The 14,733-nt window shown below is 39.0% G+C and carries 14 protein-coding genes; 3 read left to right on the forward strand and 11 right to left on the reverse strand.

Translation table 11 applies throughout. The annotated features are described in order from the left end of the window. Positions 1–4: 4 nt before the first annotated feature. Complete coding sequence (locus OZZ83_RS09290; RefSeq protein ID WP_278023612.1) at positions 5–1,117, forward strand: NAD(P)/FAD-dependent oxidoreductase; 1,113 nt, start codon at positions 5–7, stop codon at positions 1,115–1,117. A gap of 71 nt (positions 1,118–1,188) precedes the next feature. On the opposite strand, the gene OZZ83_RS09295 is transcribed toward OZZ83_RS09290, so the two are convergent. From OZZ83_RS09295 to OZZ83_RS09325, 7 genes are all read right to left on the reverse strand, one after another. Further along, a complete protein-coding gene (locus OZZ83_RS09295; protein ID WP_002313344.1) occupies positions 1,189–2,826 on the reverse strand; it encodes a phosphoenolpyruvate carboxykinase (ATP) in 1,638 nt (545 codons plus the stop codon). A 166-nt stretch (positions 2,827–2,992) separates the two neighbouring features. Beyond that, a complete protein-coding gene (locus OZZ83_RS09300; RefSeq protein WP_002308148.1) occupies positions 2,993–3,601 on the reverse strand; it encodes a LysM peptidoglycan-binding domain-containing protein in 609 nt (202 codons plus the stop codon). 383 nt (positions 3,602–3,984) lie between these two features. Further along, complete coding sequence (queG, locus tag OZZ83_RS09305; RefSeq protein WP_002308144.1) at positions 3,985–5,136, reverse strand: tRNA epoxyqueuosine(34) reductase QueG; 1,152 nt, start codon at positions 5,134–5,136, stop codon at positions 3,985–3,987. Between the two features lie 18 nt (positions 5,137–5,154). Then, positions 5,155–5,907 carry a hypothetical protein gene (locus OZZ83_RS09310; protein ID WP_002308140.1) on the reverse strand — a complete coding sequence of 251 codons (753 nt, stop codon included), beginning with the start codon at positions 5,905–5,907 and terminating at the stop codon, positions 5,155–5,157. A 139-nt stretch (positions 5,908–6,046) separates the two neighbouring features. Next, on the reverse strand, positions 6,047–6,997 hold the full coding sequence (locus tag OZZ83_RS09315) for a metal ABC transporter substrate-binding protein (protein WP_002334966.1): 951 nt from the start codon (positions 6,995–6,997) through the stop codon (positions 6,047–6,049). After that, complete coding sequence (locus OZZ83_RS09320) at positions 6,998–7,837, reverse strand: metal ABC transporter permease (RefSeq protein WP_002308137.1); 840 nt, start codon at positions 7,835–7,837, stop codon at positions 6,998–7,000. Continuing rightward, positions 7,834–8,580 (reverse strand): metal ABC transporter ATP-binding protein, encoded by a 747-nt coding sequence (locus tag OZZ83_RS09325; protein ID WP_002308135.1) that lies wholly within the window; start codon positions 8,578–8,580, stop codon positions 7,834–7,836. Before OZZ83_RS09325 ends, OZZ83_RS09320 begins: the two co-directional genes overlap by 4 nt. 238 nt (positions 8,581–8,818) lie before the next feature. Here OZZ83_RS09325 and OZZ83_RS09330 point away from each other — a divergent pair, with 238 nt between their 5' ends. Then, entirely contained in the window at positions 8,819–10,189 is a 1,371-nt protein-coding gene (locus tag OZZ83_RS09330) for an amino acid permease (protein ID WP_002308133.1), read from the forward strand. Between the two features lie 50 nt (positions 10,190–10,239). Here the strand turns inward: OZZ83_RS09330 and OZZ83_RS09335 are convergent, their stop codons facing one another. The 4 genes from OZZ83_RS09335 to OZZ83_RS09350 form a co-directional block, all read right to left on the reverse strand. Next, positions 10,240–11,136: a LysM peptidoglycan-binding domain-containing protein gene (locus tag OZZ83_RS09335; protein ID WP_002308132.1), complete on the reverse strand. Its 897-nt coding sequence runs from the start codon at positions 11,134–11,136 to the stop codon at positions 10,240–10,242. Positions 11,137–11,249: 113 nt separating this feature from the next. Beyond that, positions 11,250–11,420: a hypothetical protein gene (locus OZZ83_RS09340; protein WP_002291423.1), complete on the reverse strand. Its 171-nt coding sequence runs from the start codon at positions 11,418–11,420 to the stop codon at positions 11,250–11,252. Beyond that, positions 11,417–12,094 carry an NAD(P)H-dependent oxidoreductase gene (locus OZZ83_RS09345; protein WP_002308129.1) on the reverse strand — a complete coding sequence of 226 codons (678 nt, stop codon included), beginning with the start codon at positions 12,092–12,094 and terminating at the stop codon, positions 11,417–11,419. The genes OZZ83_RS09340 and OZZ83_RS09345 overlap by 4 nt, the downstream gene beginning before the upstream one ends. A gap of 91 nt (positions 12,095–12,185) precedes the next feature. Next, the gene (locus OZZ83_RS09350; protein WP_002308128.1) at positions 12,186–13,091 is read right to left on the reverse strand and encodes an AraC family transcriptional regulator; all 906 of its coding nucleotides are present in this window, start codon (positions 13,089–13,091) and stop codon (positions 12,186–12,188) included. 174 nt (positions 13,092–13,265) lie between these two features. On the opposite strand from OZZ83_RS09350, the gene OZZ83_RS09355 reads away from it, so the two are divergent. Next, positions 13,266–14,720, forward strand: coding sequence for a glycoside-pentoside-hexuronide (GPH):cation symporter (locus tag OZZ83_RS09355; protein ID WP_002316516.1), 1,455 nt, complete (start codon positions 13,266–13,268; stop codon positions 14,718–14,720). The last annotated feature ends 13 nt before the right edge of the window (positions 14,721–14,733 follow it).

A 14,733-nucleotide genomic window follows, 5' to 3' on the forward strand; every position in this document is an offset into this window, starting at 1 on the left:
TTTTATGGAAAAAATTGCCATTATCGGTGGCGGGATCATTGGTATGACCCTAGCCAATTACTTGGACACATCAACATTCGATGTTGCTTTGTTTGATGAAGGGACAGGACAGGCAACGAAAGCAAGCGCTGGGATCATCTCCCCTTGGTTGTCAAAACGCAGAAACAAACAATGGTATCGTCTGGCTAAAGACGGCGCTGCTTTTTTCCCTAAACTCATAAAAGATTTCCAACTTGATCAAACGATTTATGCACAATCAGGGACACTTTTGCTTCGACCTGAAAAAGATTTAGCTGAATTAGCTGTTCTTGCGGAGAAACGAAAAGAAGAAGCACCAGAAATTGGAAACATCGAATGGCTTTCACCTGAACAGACATCCCAAGCTCTTCCGTTATTGAAGCCAGCAGTTTCACTGCGTATCAGTGGTGGCGGTCGTCTGGATGGAAAAGCATATTTAGAACATCTTGGTCAGCGTTTAGTACAAAAACAAATCGAGCAGATCCAGGCAAAAGTCACCTTGCATAAGAAGAACGATTCTTGGCTCATCAAGGGACCATTTGGAGAATACACAGCTGACCGCGTAATCTTGACACCTGGTCCTGCACTTAAGCCTCTATTAAAAAATTTAGGCTATTCTGCAGATATACGTCCGCAAAAAGGGCAGCTTTTAGCATTTCAGACATCTTATAAGATGAGTCAAGACTGGCCTGTTGCTATGCTTGACGGAGAAGCTGATTTCATTCCTTTCATGGACGGAAAGATCCTTTTAGGTGCTACCCATGAGAACGATCAAGGCTGGGATTTGGCTCCTACTAGCGAAGCTTATAAGGGATTGACTAAGAGTACAGAACAGTTCTTGGCTGATTCAGATCAGATAAAAAACTGGCCATACGAGTTCCGTGTAGGCATCCGTGCCTATACGTCAGATTTTTCCCCATTCTTCGGCGTATTGCCAGATGACCCAAGTCTACTGGCTGCTAGCGGTCTAGGCTCTTCTGGTTTGACGACAGGTCCTTATATCGGCTATCTATTAGCCAACTTCTTAAATACTGGTCATTGGCCTACGGAAGATTATCAAAAGGACATCTCCACCTATATTACGAAAAATCCATCATAGAAAAACAGCTTTTTCAAGTAAGAATCCCGAGCGATATTGCGCATAGATTACTTCTTGAAAAAGCTGTTATTTTAGTTCAATTTCTGAATCAAATTCTCCAAACTTTCTTTTGCTTCATCTGGCAAGAGATTTTTTCCTATCTGAGCTTCAATGAATCGTAAACGAATATCAAGTCGTTGTTTCACCAGATTTTTATAGGATGTATCCTCAAAAGAAACAGGAAAATCTGGTATAGGTAAATAGTGGATATCTTCAAACGGACCAAACGACTTGAATTCTGCCGTTTCTTGCACGATTCTTTCAACGATTGACAATGTCGTTTCAGGTTTAATTTTTTTATCATCGAAGTATCCAGTATTCAAGACATAGCAGGCTGTTTGCTGTTTCAAAAACAACTCTCGAAAAGCTTGATAGTCTTCCCTAAGAGGATAGACACGGAAAGGATTAGCAAATGGTTCAATGACTAACTCATCTAGCTGTCTTTTTGTAGTGATATTTTCCGCATCTGATCGTTTTGTTGCTAATGTTGCACCAAAAGACGCTGCTAAAACCGGGTCATTGATCTTGATAATTGGCGGAAGTGAATCATCTTTCATGATCCAAAAAACAGCATCGATCTTTTCGCTAAGATGATTGACTCGGTCTGGTGTCGCATAACGTGATTTGACTGTCCGTCCATTTCCGTTTCGTATATCTCCTGTCACTAGAACTTTTTCTCCTTTACTTGTACATGTCACGCCCACATTCTGACAAGTAAGGAAAAAAGAAATGGCCGGGTCATCAGACGGATAGTCTTGTGTTTTATCAAAGTAAGAAGGTTCCAAGGCAGTAGCAAAACCATTTTTTCTAGAAATAACAAAAGCATCGTCATGTAGGATCGTAACAGAGTGCCCTTCCGAATGTTGTGCTAAGGTGATCGTTGATTTTCCAGAACCGGACAACCCAAATACAGCCATCGTATAAGTCTGATCATTACTAGTATATTGTTTCATCCCGCCATGACAGGCAATAAAACCATTGCGACTCCCCAATGCCCAAGCAAGCGTCAAAGTCGCTTTTTTTAATTCCCCAAAGTAACGTAATCCTAGCACAGCAGCTGTATTATGGAGAGAATCAAATAAAACGAGTCCATTGGGAAAGGCTTCATGCGTCCATTCGGGATCACAAAAGATATAAAGATCTCCCTCGTCAAAGGACACAGATTTTTGATAAGTAGCCAAAATCTTCGCATTCGCTGGCTGAAAATTCAGTATATAAGAATACAGATTGTTCTCAAATCCTTCTGGAATCAACAAATGACTTTGTACAGAAAATTCTTCAGATAGACCAACGATTACTTTTGTATGATAAAATTGTCGCTTTCGACTTTGATACACGGCTTCTCTCAAGATCTTCTCATATTTACTTTGCTCCTTGTCCAAGTCCTCAAAGATACGCCGAGCACTTGCTGTTCTTCCTACAATACTCCCATCATTGAATACTAGTGTCCTAGCGTCAGCTGGTAAATCTAGTTCTTCAGCATGTGAGACCGTTAAATCTGTGATGATCGTTCCTGGACTCCCTTTTGCTAGTTGATAAGCTGTTTCCCTGTCAAAAACTTTTTGCACATTATTACCGTAGAATGCCGTTTCAACAATGGATCGAATACTGGATAACAGTGGATTTTCACTTGTGATTTTCTCTAGTTCGAGACTCTCTTTTGTACTCATGGCTCCTCCTCATCCCCTAAACAAAAAAGCGTTTTCTTTATTATACATTATCCGAGTTTTTATTTGTACTGCTGTGCAGAGGGAAACAAATCATTTATTTTTCATAAAAAAAACCGAGAACTTGAATAAACAAGACTCTCGGTTTCATCATTTTTCTTTTATCGGCTTAGTACCAACCGTTTGCTAACCAGAATGTTTTAGCAGCATCCCATGAACCATAACGAGATGTTACGTATTGTTCTGCTACACGTTCTTGATTGGCAGCTGAATAGTCGCCGTTTAAGTATGAAGCATCTAATTGGTAACGGCCGATGTAACGTCCGTTAGTAGCTGTGTATGAACCGCCTGATTCTTTTTGTGCGATCCATTCTTTTGCAGAGCTTGAAGTTGGCGCCGTTGCAACAGCTGGGGCAGCAGGAGCTACTTCAACTGTTTCAACAGGTGCAACGTATGTATGTTCTTGCGTTGCTGTTTCAGTTGTAGATGCTGTATTTTCTGTTGTGTTGCTTTCTGTTGTTGCTGAAGAATCATTTGAAGTTGGGATTGTTAATTGTTCACCAACATAAATGCGGTTGATGTCTGCAATTGAATTCTTTTCAGCAATTGCATCGATCATTGAGTTGTCTCCTGCAAATTTTTGTGAAATCTTAGATAATGAATCACCTGATTTTACTGTGTAAACTTCATCAGCGTGAGCATTTGTAGTTCCTACAAACATTGCAGTAGCACCAGCAGCAAAAGTTGTACCTAAAACAATTTTCTTAAATGAATTCATATTAAACTCCTTTTTTTCTCCGTTTTTTATTCTTTCGACGCTATTAACTTTATCATTTAGAAATATTTCATAGGTAAAAGAATCATGACATTTAATGACAAAATGACGGATTATTTAATATTTGTAACATTTGAACAAAAATTTTTTTGATGTAAAACCATCAGATCGTTGTTATATAAGCAAAGTAATCGTTTTTCTGTGTTTTTTTATTTTTGAATAAAAAATACGTTTTCTGTAATATTTACTGCAATAATCCATAAAAAAAAGGAAAAAAATGTTTGATTTTTATCAAATTCTATTAAAAAAACGTAAAAAATACAAAAAAACCAGTAATTGTTACAACAATTACTGGACAAAAACAATGAATAATGCTTACTATTTTTTTATTTTAACTTTCTCCGCAACAATTTTTGTGCATGTTCTAGTTCATTTATGACGACTTCTTCCGATTCTTTAGCTAATGTTTCATCTAATACATCAAGCCATTTTTCTGGCTCTTTTGTTCCGAGACGTCCAATAGCCCAAGCTGCTGTTCCTCTGATGACAGGGCGGACATCCGTTAAACATTCTGAAATCTCAGGCAATGCCGTTCGATCTCCTAGATTAGCTAAAGCGATCAATGCGTTTCTCTGCAAAGGTTTTTTTCCACGCCACGAACCGGCTAAATGCCCAAATTGCTGCTTGAAATTTTTATTCGACATCGACAGCATCGGCTTTAATTTTGGATATACTTCATCTATTTTTGGTTCCATCTCTTCATGAAAATGAAAATCTTTTCCTTGATTGTAAGGGCAGACTAACTGGCAGATATCGCATCCATAAATGACATTTCGCATTTTTTTCCGATATTCTTCGGGCATCATCCCTTTTGTCTGCGTTTGATAAGATAAACATCGCTGTGCATTCATTCTGCCATCACCAAGCAATGCTTTCGTCGGACAAGCAGTCACACAGCGCATACAGTCACCGCAACCAAACTCTCCTGGTTTATCCGGCTCAAATACGATATTAGTGACGATTTCACCAAGATAGACAAATGAACCGAACTCTTCGGTGATCAGCAATCCGTTTCGGCCGATAAATCCTAATCCAGCTCGCTGTGCTACAGCGACATCGATCAGTTCCCCAGTGTCTACTTGCGGAGCTAGACGCCATTCCTCTTCTTTTTGCCATTTTTCTGCTCTTGTTTGGATGAATTCGATCAATCGATTCAATCGGTCTCTCAGTATATCATGATAGTCGATCCCCCATGAGGCACGAGCGAATTGCCCCCGTTTTTCATCCCTAGGTACTTCTTCATGGATCCTAGTAGGATACGCAAGAGCAATGGAAATGATTGATTTTGGCTGATCAAATGTCATTTCTGGGTAAAGTCGCTCATCGATATTTGGGTGTTCGAAACCAGAAGTATGTCCGGCTGCTTTTTGCTCTTCCAACGACTCTTTTAATGAATCAAAAGGCTCCGCCGTCGTAAACCCGATCTTGTCAATTCCTAATCGTTTGCTTTCTTGTATGATTTCTTCTTTTAATGTCATGGTCTTCCTCGCTTGCTGTTAACGGCTGTATAATCCATAATATAGTTTTTCTTTTTTCAGTTGGACAAACTGGATTTGCTGATCAGCAATCTTCTTTTCTTCCATCCATTTTTTTCTTGCAGCAAATACTTCCCAATAATTTGTCGAAATCAATTTTCTTTTGTTATCCAATGCGTTGAAAAAATTCAAAGAAACTGGTTTTGTACTTAACAATTCATGGAGTCTTACCTCTTCCCATGGTGAAAACTCAGACAGATCGCGGGAATACAGTACTTCTTCATAGAGATTTTTTTGCTGCGTATACGTGAATGTTTGCGGGATCTTCCCGGGTCTGGCAATTTCTACTAGGCGGTTATAAAACATATTCATTAATTTGCTGTTGGCAATAAATTGACTTTTATAATAGGCCGACTGGATCTTTTTGATTACTCCTTCTGCTTTGATTACTGAAAACAAAGCAGGCCATGCTTTGACGGTGATTTCGTCGTTTTGTTTAACTAATACGCCAGGTGTGAAGCCGACTGGAGAAAGGAACACAAAATAACCGATACCGGTATTTTCATCTAAAGGCTGAAATTCATCAAACAACCATTTGCCTATGTACAGCTCTTCATCTGGTTCTGTTGTCTCGTTTTGATTTGCTATGAATAATTTAGCTAATTCTGCTTCAAGAAATTGAAGGTCTTGATCCTTGTCAGTATTTTCTTGCTGGTTGATCAATCGAAATACTTCTTCTTTAATCGTATATTTATCTTTACGTGTAAAATTCATAGCCACACCTTCCTTCCTTACTCTAACTATAACGGAATTTTCTCAAAAAGGGTATCTGTACGCCGAAAAACATCATAATTTTTTCCGGTTTCTTGTAAAAAAACGCAAGGTCCGCTCCTTAAGCCAGACCTTGCGTTTTTCAGCTCTCTTTTGTTTGGGATAAACCTTCATGGATTGTTTCGATGTTCCATTTCATCATCTGATAGTAAGAATCTCCTTGTTCCCCTTCTTTGGCTATAGAATCAGTGAACAATTTATCATAAATTTCCAAACCCGTTTCTTTTGCTACTCGTTCCATACTTCTTGGATCTACACTAGTTTCCACGAATAAAACTGGCACTTCTTTTGCTCTTACCTGATCAATGATTGCTTTCATTTGGTCAGGCGTGCCTTGGCTTTCTGTATTGATTTCCCATATATATGCTGCTGGCAAATCATAAGCCCTTGAAAAATATTTGAATGCTCCTTCACTTGTTACTAATAATTTTTTGTTCTCTTCGATAGAAGCAAAACTTTCCTTCGCTTGTGTATCTAATTTTTTTAGTTTTTCCACGTATGTTTCTGCATTTCGCTTATAATGTGTCGCATTTTCTGCATCTTTTTCAGAGAATATACGTGCGATTTCCTGCACATATTTTATTCCGTTAGACAGGTCTAGCCAAGCATGAGGATCCGCTTTTGTATGTTCTTCACCGCTAGTTAAATAAAGAGGTTCTACATTTTTGCTAACTGCAAAATAATCTTTTCCTTCTTCTTTTTTAGCCGTTTCCATCAAGTTATCGAACCAACTGTTACCTGTTTCAAGATTCAATCCGTTGTACAAAATGACATCTGCGTCGCTTGCCTTTTTGATGTCTTCTGGTAGTACTTCATATTCATGCGGATCTGTTCCGACTGGTACGATACTGTGGATATCTATTTTATCTGTTCCGACCTCTTTTGCCATATCCGCCAAAATCGAATTGGTTGCCACGACTGACAGCTTTTCTTTACTTACTTCGTCTGCTTGATTTGAAGTTTGCTTTCCGCAGCCAACTAATGCTAATAAACTAATTGCCAGGATCAAAAAGAGTGATTTCTTTGTTTTCATCTATCTGCTTCCTTTCTGAAATAAAATTCCTTTTGTTGGAGAAAATAAAAAAGCAAGGATAAAAAATGCGGTACATGCTAACACGATCGTAGCTCCTGATGGCCAATTGTAGCTATAACTGAAAAATACGCCGACAACGGCACTGAACATACCGATTCCTGCAGCTGTAATGATCATTTTCAGTAAATGGTTCGTTAGCAAGTAAGCCGTGGCGGCTGGTGTGATCAACATGGCAATCACCAAGATCGTTCCTACCGTCTGCAAACTGACTACAGCCACTAATGTCAAAAAGAACATCAAAAGATAATGGATCAGCGATGTGTTCAGCCCATAAGCTTTTGCCATTGTTGGATCGAATGATGTGATCTTCAATTCTTTATAAAAGAAAAAGACAAATATCAAGACGATTCCGCTGACTAGTGCTGTCAGCAGCAGATCGCTCTCCCTAACAGCTAAGACATTCCCAAATAAAATATGATACAGGTCTGTCGCACTTTGAGCATATGAAATCAAGATGATCCCTAATGCAAAAAACGAACTAAAGACAATCCCAATCGCTGTATCATTTTTCAATCGGCTTCGCTGTGTCACGAAACCAATCACCGCTGCTGTCAACATCCCAAAAGCAGTGGCTCCAAAAATGTAACTAAAACCAAACATATAAGAAATGGCTACACCTGGAAGAACTGCGTGAGAGATAGCATCTCCCATCAAAGACATCCCACGTAAAATAATAAAGGAACCGATGACTCCAGAAGCAAGTCCTACAAGCATAGAAGTGACCAAAGCATATTGTAGAAATTGATAATTCATCAATCCATCAATAAAAGATTGGATCATTTTTTCTCTCCTCCTTTTACTAAATGTCCGATGATCTCACCATAGGCCAGTTGAAGATTCTTTGATGTAAAGACTTCTTGTACTGGACCAGAAGCGATCAGCTGTTTATTTAAAAGAACAACTTCATCGAAATATTCTTCTACTTTATGAAGATCATGATGGACGATCAGAATCGTTTTTCCTGAATTCTTCAACTCTTGCAAGATGTCAAAGATTTTTCGTTCACTCAATGCATCGATTCCTACGAATGGTTCATCTAAAAAGATCCACTCTGCGCCTTGAGCTAGAGCTCGTGCAATAAAAACTCTCTGAAGCTGACCACCCGATAGTTCGCTGATCTGTCTTTTGGCATAGTCTTCCATCCCTACTTTTTTTAATGCTTGTCTTGCTCGTTCTTTTTCTTTTTTCCCGGGCCGCTGTCCGATTCGTAAAGATGGATACGTCCCTAAAAGTACAACGCCTAACACATCGATTGGAAAAGAAAGATCCAATTCGCTTCGCTGCTCCACATAGGCTATCTTTTTACGGACTGATTTTACTGGCTGTCCTGAAAAAGTGACTTTACCAGTAGAAGCTGGTATCAACTCTAGCAATGCTTTCATGAATGTTGATTTTCCTGCGCCATTTGGTCCGATGATACCAGTGATTTTTTGTGACTTTATTGTTAAATTGATGGTTTTCAAAACAGTTTTCCCTTGATAAGCGGCTGAAAGGTCTTGAATTTCAATGGCCGTTCGTTCCAAATCCTACACTCCTTTTTAGGTTTCCCTAACTTTTTATTTAAATATAGTTTAACTAAAAAGGAAAGCATTTACAAGTAGAAAGATGAAAAAGTTTTTTTCGAATTTTCCTCGCATTTTATGAAAATTTTCTGTAGAATCACATCAAGAGTTCAATAAGGCTAACCTAAAAATAATACAACTATCTATTGAAACGTTTAATTATTTTTCCTGTTGACTCAACAACGAAAGGAGTTTTTGTATGGAAGAAGAAAAGTTAACTCGGAGTCTTAGTGCCCGTCATATCCAAATGATCGCACTAGGTGGAACGATCGGTGTCGGTCTGTTTATGGGTGCCTCCTCAACCATACGCTGGACAGGGCCCTCAGTGATGGGAGCTTATGCGATTGCAGGATTCTTTTTGTATTTGATTATGCGTGCTTTAGGCGAAATGCTTTACGTCGATCCTTCGACTGGTTCTTTTGCAAATTACGCGAGCGAGTACATCCATCCTGTGGCTGGCTACTTGACCGCTTGGAGTAATATTTTTCAATATATTGTCGTAGGGATAAGTGAAGTAATCGCTGTAGGATCTTATATGAATTATTGGTGGCCCAATCTGCCAGCAATTATTCCCGGCATCATTGTCGTCTTATTTCTTATGCTGGCAAATCTTATTTCTGTCAAGGCGTTTGGCGAATTAGAATTTTGGTTTTCGATCATCAAAGTCATAACAATCATTTTGATGATCATTGCAGGTCTTGGGGTGATTTTATTTGGATTTGGTAATCATGGCCAAGCGGTAGGAATTTCAAATCTTTGGAAAAACGGTGGATTCTTCACTGGCGGTGTCAAAGGCTTTTTCTTTGCATTATCGATCGTCGTTGCTTCCTATCAAGGGATCGAACTGATCGGAATGACTGCTGGCGAAGCAGAGAATCCTAAAAAGACGATCATTGAAGCTGTTCAATCCACTATCGGTCGAATCTTGATTTTTTATATTGGTGCCATTTTTATCATCGTGAGTATTTATCCGTGGAATCAATTGAGTGAGATTGGCTCGCCTTTTGTCCAAACTTTTTCTAAAATCGGCATTACATTTGCTGCAGGGTTGATCAATTTTGTCGTGATTACAGCGGCATTATCAGGTTGCAATTCAGGCATTTTCAGTGCAAGCCGTATGGTCTATACACTTGCGATAAATGGAAAGATGTCTAAAAAGTTTCTGAAATTATCTCGTCATGGTGCGCCTTTTTACCCTGTCGTAGCCATCTCAGGCGGAATCTTGATTGGTTTGATCTTAAACTATCTTCTGCCAATGTTCATCAACCAGTCCGAAAATATCTTTGTTTTCGTATACAGCTCAAGTATTTTACCTGGTATGGTTCCTTGGGTGGTGATTTTGATTAGTGAGATTCGCTTCAAAAAGACTCACGCAGATAAAATGCATGATCATCCTTTTAAAATGCCGCTGTCTCCTTACACGAATTATGCGACACTTGCTTTTTTAGCTATCGTGTTGATTTTCATGTTTATCAATCCTGAAACAAGGATTTCTTTAATCATTGGTCTCGTTTTCTTGCTTTACATGACGATCCATTACTTTATACGCGAAAAAAGAACCGCCAAATAAAAAGAACGAAGCTTCCATCAAGGGAGTCTTCGTTCTTTTTATTGCTTTTATCAATTCAATTTTAGTGTCTCACCGGGAGTCAGGAAATAGTCATCCATACTCATCCCATTCAGTGACAAAATCGTTTCTACTGGTACGCCAGTTCGCTCAGCTATTTGATTTGGACCTTCTCCTTCTAAAACAACAGTTGTCGCAGCCTGTGACGTCGTACTGCTAGTAGTCGTTTCAGTGTTTTCTGTTGTGTCTTGCGTTGTTCGAGCTTGCATTCCAGAAGATTCTGTTGATTCTATCGTCTCAGACTCAGAAGATGCTGTTTCTTGTGTGCTTGTTGACTCTGCTTGAAGAGAAGCGCTCGTCTGCAAATATATGTCGGAAATCTTAGCGACATGATTCGTATAGTTAGCCGATAGCTGATTGATCAAGGTATCTAAGGCTACACCGTCTTTATTATCTGCTGACTGATACGCTGCACGTAATTTTCCGATTCCTTCATCGGAGATTGCTTGGAGCTCACGTGCTTTTTGGTTAGCAACTGCGGATAAACCAGCTATGCCCTCTTGATTTCCTTGGATTTCTGTTTGGTATTCTTCAATCAACACAGGTGTCTTTTCTTCCATCTTTTTCGAATAATCATTGACGATTGCTTGGAGTTGCTCTGGCAAATCATCTGCTGTTTTTTCTTCAGAAGTTTGTGTTTCTTTTGTTTCAGTTGATGCCTCACTTGTTTGTTTCGCATCTGTTTTCTTTGTCGTTGTTTCCGTTACGGTCGTGCTTTTTGCATCTGACGAATTTTTCCCGTGAAAATACAGCCCTGCTACTCCTCCTGCTATGATCAAAAAAACGGCAACTGCTGCCCCAATCATGATCATCCGCTTACGTGCTGCCTGTTTTTGCTGTCTTCTTCGGGTCATCCGAACGTTTTCTCCCCACTCATTTTCATCATACATTTTTTTCACCACCAATTTTTATGTATAACAGCGTTATCAAACGCTTCATATTCTTATTGTAGCAAATAATTGTCATTGTGCACATTTTTATCCTTGTTATTTATAAGAAAATTTCACCAGTTGAGATGATTCCAAGATCGTCCGTCGATTTCTCCTTGCAACTGCGTTGTTCGTTCATCTATCTCAGCCATCAGTTTCTTTATCTCATATAAGAGTGCACGGTCTTGATATTCTGATTTTTCACTTAATTCATCTAATTGTTGGATCAACCATTCATTTGTCATAATGAAGTTCCTTTCATTTCTTGCAGTGTAAAGCTCAAGTCTTCGATCTGCTCTTTTGCGTCAGTCAGTGCTTCTATGATATATGTTTGTTTTTCCGAATCTTCTTCCTGCATTTTCTGATTTTCCTGTACTCTTTGAATAAACCAGTCAATCCGTTGAGTAAGCGATGGCTTCCCTTCCAATGAGAGATACTGCTGATAAGCAATTAGCTTCTCCCAACGTTTTTCTTGGGATAAATACATAAATTGTGCTAAAACGAATGGCGAAAGATAAGTCATATGGAATTTGTTTGCGATTCGCTGATATGGTCTCAAAAATTCGGAGATCGTATATTCTTCTTTCCCTCCAGCTTGATATTCCTTTTCCGCCACACCTGTTGTCAATACGATCCCTAATTCTTTTCCTTCTAATACACGTGTTGCTTGTTCCAACACATTATCTTGCCAAATTTTTAAATGAGCAGGGGAACTATACCAGTAAAACGGAAACTGAAAAATGATTCGATCATGCTGTGCCAGGAGCTGTAGCTCAGCCTTTACATCTATCTTTCCATCTGGATAACTTGATTCTAAATGATGCCAAGTAACGGATAAACCGGAAGAAGCTTCTTTGAAAAATTGCTGATTCAGAGATTCCTCCATCGTTGGATGGCTGATGATGATAAGTGTACGCATCCCTTCTCCTCCTTTTTTAGTCTTCGTTTTACAGTGTAGCATAACCGCCACAAGTTTCTTTTGCAGATGCTTGTCCTTTTGTCCAAGCAAATTAGGTCGTCCAAGAGACTGCAGTTTGTTTTTCCAACTGTTTTTTCAAAGTATCCAAAGCAATATTCTTGAAATTTTCGTTTTTCATCCGTTTACGATAGTTCGTAGCCGTTTCTCCGGTACTTTTTTTGAACATCCGGCTAAATACGACTAGACTATTGAACCCTACTTGGTAGGCAATGCTTTCCACGGATTCATCCGTCAGGGAAAGAAGAAACGCCCCTCGATTAATCCGTACCCCAATCAAATATTCCTTGATACTGGTGCCCATATGATTTTTGAATACTCGTGACAAGTGACTCCGGTTGACAGCTAAATGCTGGGCGATTTCCTCAACAGATAAATTTTCCGCATAATGTGCCTCGATGTATTTGACTGTCTCAACAGCTAAGGAGGAATGAACTTTTTGTACGCCACCGCTGATCTTTCCGCCGTCTTTTAAAAGGACTGATAAAAAACGGTAGGTTAGTGCTGTTAACTGTAATTCATTTTCCAAGGTTTCTTCCGTATCTTTCATACACTCTAAAATAATGTCGATATATTTTTGTATATCGGAAGAGACCATCGTGTACTGGTCTTCTTTGAAAAGCGACTGCCGGATGATTTCTTCTGCCGCATGTCCACCGAAAGAAAGCCAGCAATACATCCATGGATCTTCTCCATCTGATAAGTAAAATGTCGAGTCTCCTGGACGAATCAAGAATAGATCTCCTTTTTTCAATTGAAACTGTTGATTTTTCACATGATAAGATCCTTTGCCTTCCATCACGACGTGTAAGATGTAATCATTGCGAATAGCAGGACCAAAAGAATGAAACGGCATCGTTTTAGAGAAGCCGCAAAAATCAAAATACAATTCTTTTTCTACTTGTTGATGTTCCTTTTTTAAAAAAATCGATTGCTCCATTTCTCCCTCTCCTTACTTCTTTAGTATAATGCAACAAAAAGTTAAATAAAAGTCACAGAAATATATTAAAAAGGAAGCGATTTCTTGTTAAGTTTAAGTCATTAAAAGATCTTTGTTATTCGTTGTAACCGGTTTACTTAGTATTATATATTGAACAGGAGAGGAATACAGATTATGAAAAGCAAAATGATCCAACGTATGTCCTACGCTTTAGGCGCTTTTGGACACGACACATTCTATGTTACATTAAGCACTTATTTTATGGTATTCGTGACAAGCCAGATGTTTGCAGGAACAGATAAGGCAACGAATGCAAAAATGATTGCTACAGTTACAAGCTTAGTTGTAGGTATCCGCTTAGTTGAAATTATTTTTGATCCTTTGATTGGTGGCGTTATTGATAATACCCGTACAAAATATGGTAAATTCAAACCATGGTTAGTTATCGGTGGTATTGTTAGTTCTGTACTCTTGGTAGCAATCTTTACCAATTTCTTTGGCTTAGCTACTCATAATACGACTTTATTTATCATATTGTTTGCAATCGTTTTCATATTGCTGGATAGTTTTTATTCATTCAAGGATATCGCTTTTTGGTCAATGATTCCTGCTTTGAGTACGGAAACAAAGGAACGTGAAAAATTTGCTACGTTTGCTCGTTTCGGCTCTTCTCTAGGTGCAAATGGTACTACACTAGTCGTTGTCCCTATCGTTACTTTCTTTACTTATCTTGTTACTCATAAACATATTGAAGGCGCTTCAGGTTGGTTCTGGTTCGGTGTGATTGCTGCTGTTATTTCAGGCGGTACTGCAATTATCACTGCCTTGGGAACAAAAGAAGTCGATACTGCGATCCGTCAACAAAATGAAAAAGCCGGAATCAAAGATGTGTTCAAAGCAGTTGCTCAAAATGATCAATTGATGTGGCTTGCCCTTGCTTATATCGCTTATGCGATTGCTAATGTAGCAACGACTGCTGTATTGTTCTACTTCTTCAAATATGTACTTGGCCAACCAACTGAATTTTGGATCGTTGGTCTAGTTGCTGCCTTACTTGGTTTAGTAGCTGTTCCACTATTCCCAATGCTTACACGTGTCATCTCTCGTCGCTACGTTTACCTTGGCGGGATTGCAATGATGATTTCTTCCTACTTTTTCTTTACGATCGCAGGTTCAAGTTTGCCAATCGTTATCATCGGGTTAGTATTGTTCTACTTCCCTCAACAATTGATTTTCTTATCCGCTTTGATGACAATCACAGACTCTGTTGAATATGGTCAATGGAAAAATGGTATCCGTAATGAAGCTGTTACTCTCTCTATTCGTCCTTTACTAGATAAAATCGCTGGTGCTTTGTCTAACGGAATCGTAGGTTTTGTCGCTATCGCTTCTGGGATGACTGGTAATGCTACTGCTGCTGATATCACTGCTCATGGCGTAACGACTTTCAAAGCTTATGCATTCTATGCTCCTGCTGCTTTGATGATTTTCTCCGCTATTATTTTTGCTTGGAAGATTACATTGACAGAGAAAAAACATGCACAAATCGTTGAGGAATTAGAAAACAAATTGGCTCCAGCTGATACAATGGAAGATGAACTTCACGATGCAGTAGTTCCTTCACATTAAGAAAGGATCTTGA

Source organism: Enterococcus sp. E5-162 (assembly GCF_035725965.1).
In the GTDB taxonomy this organism is placed as follows: Bacteria; Bacillota; Bacilli; order Lactobacillales; family Enterococcaceae; genus Enterococcus_B; species Enterococcus_B lactis.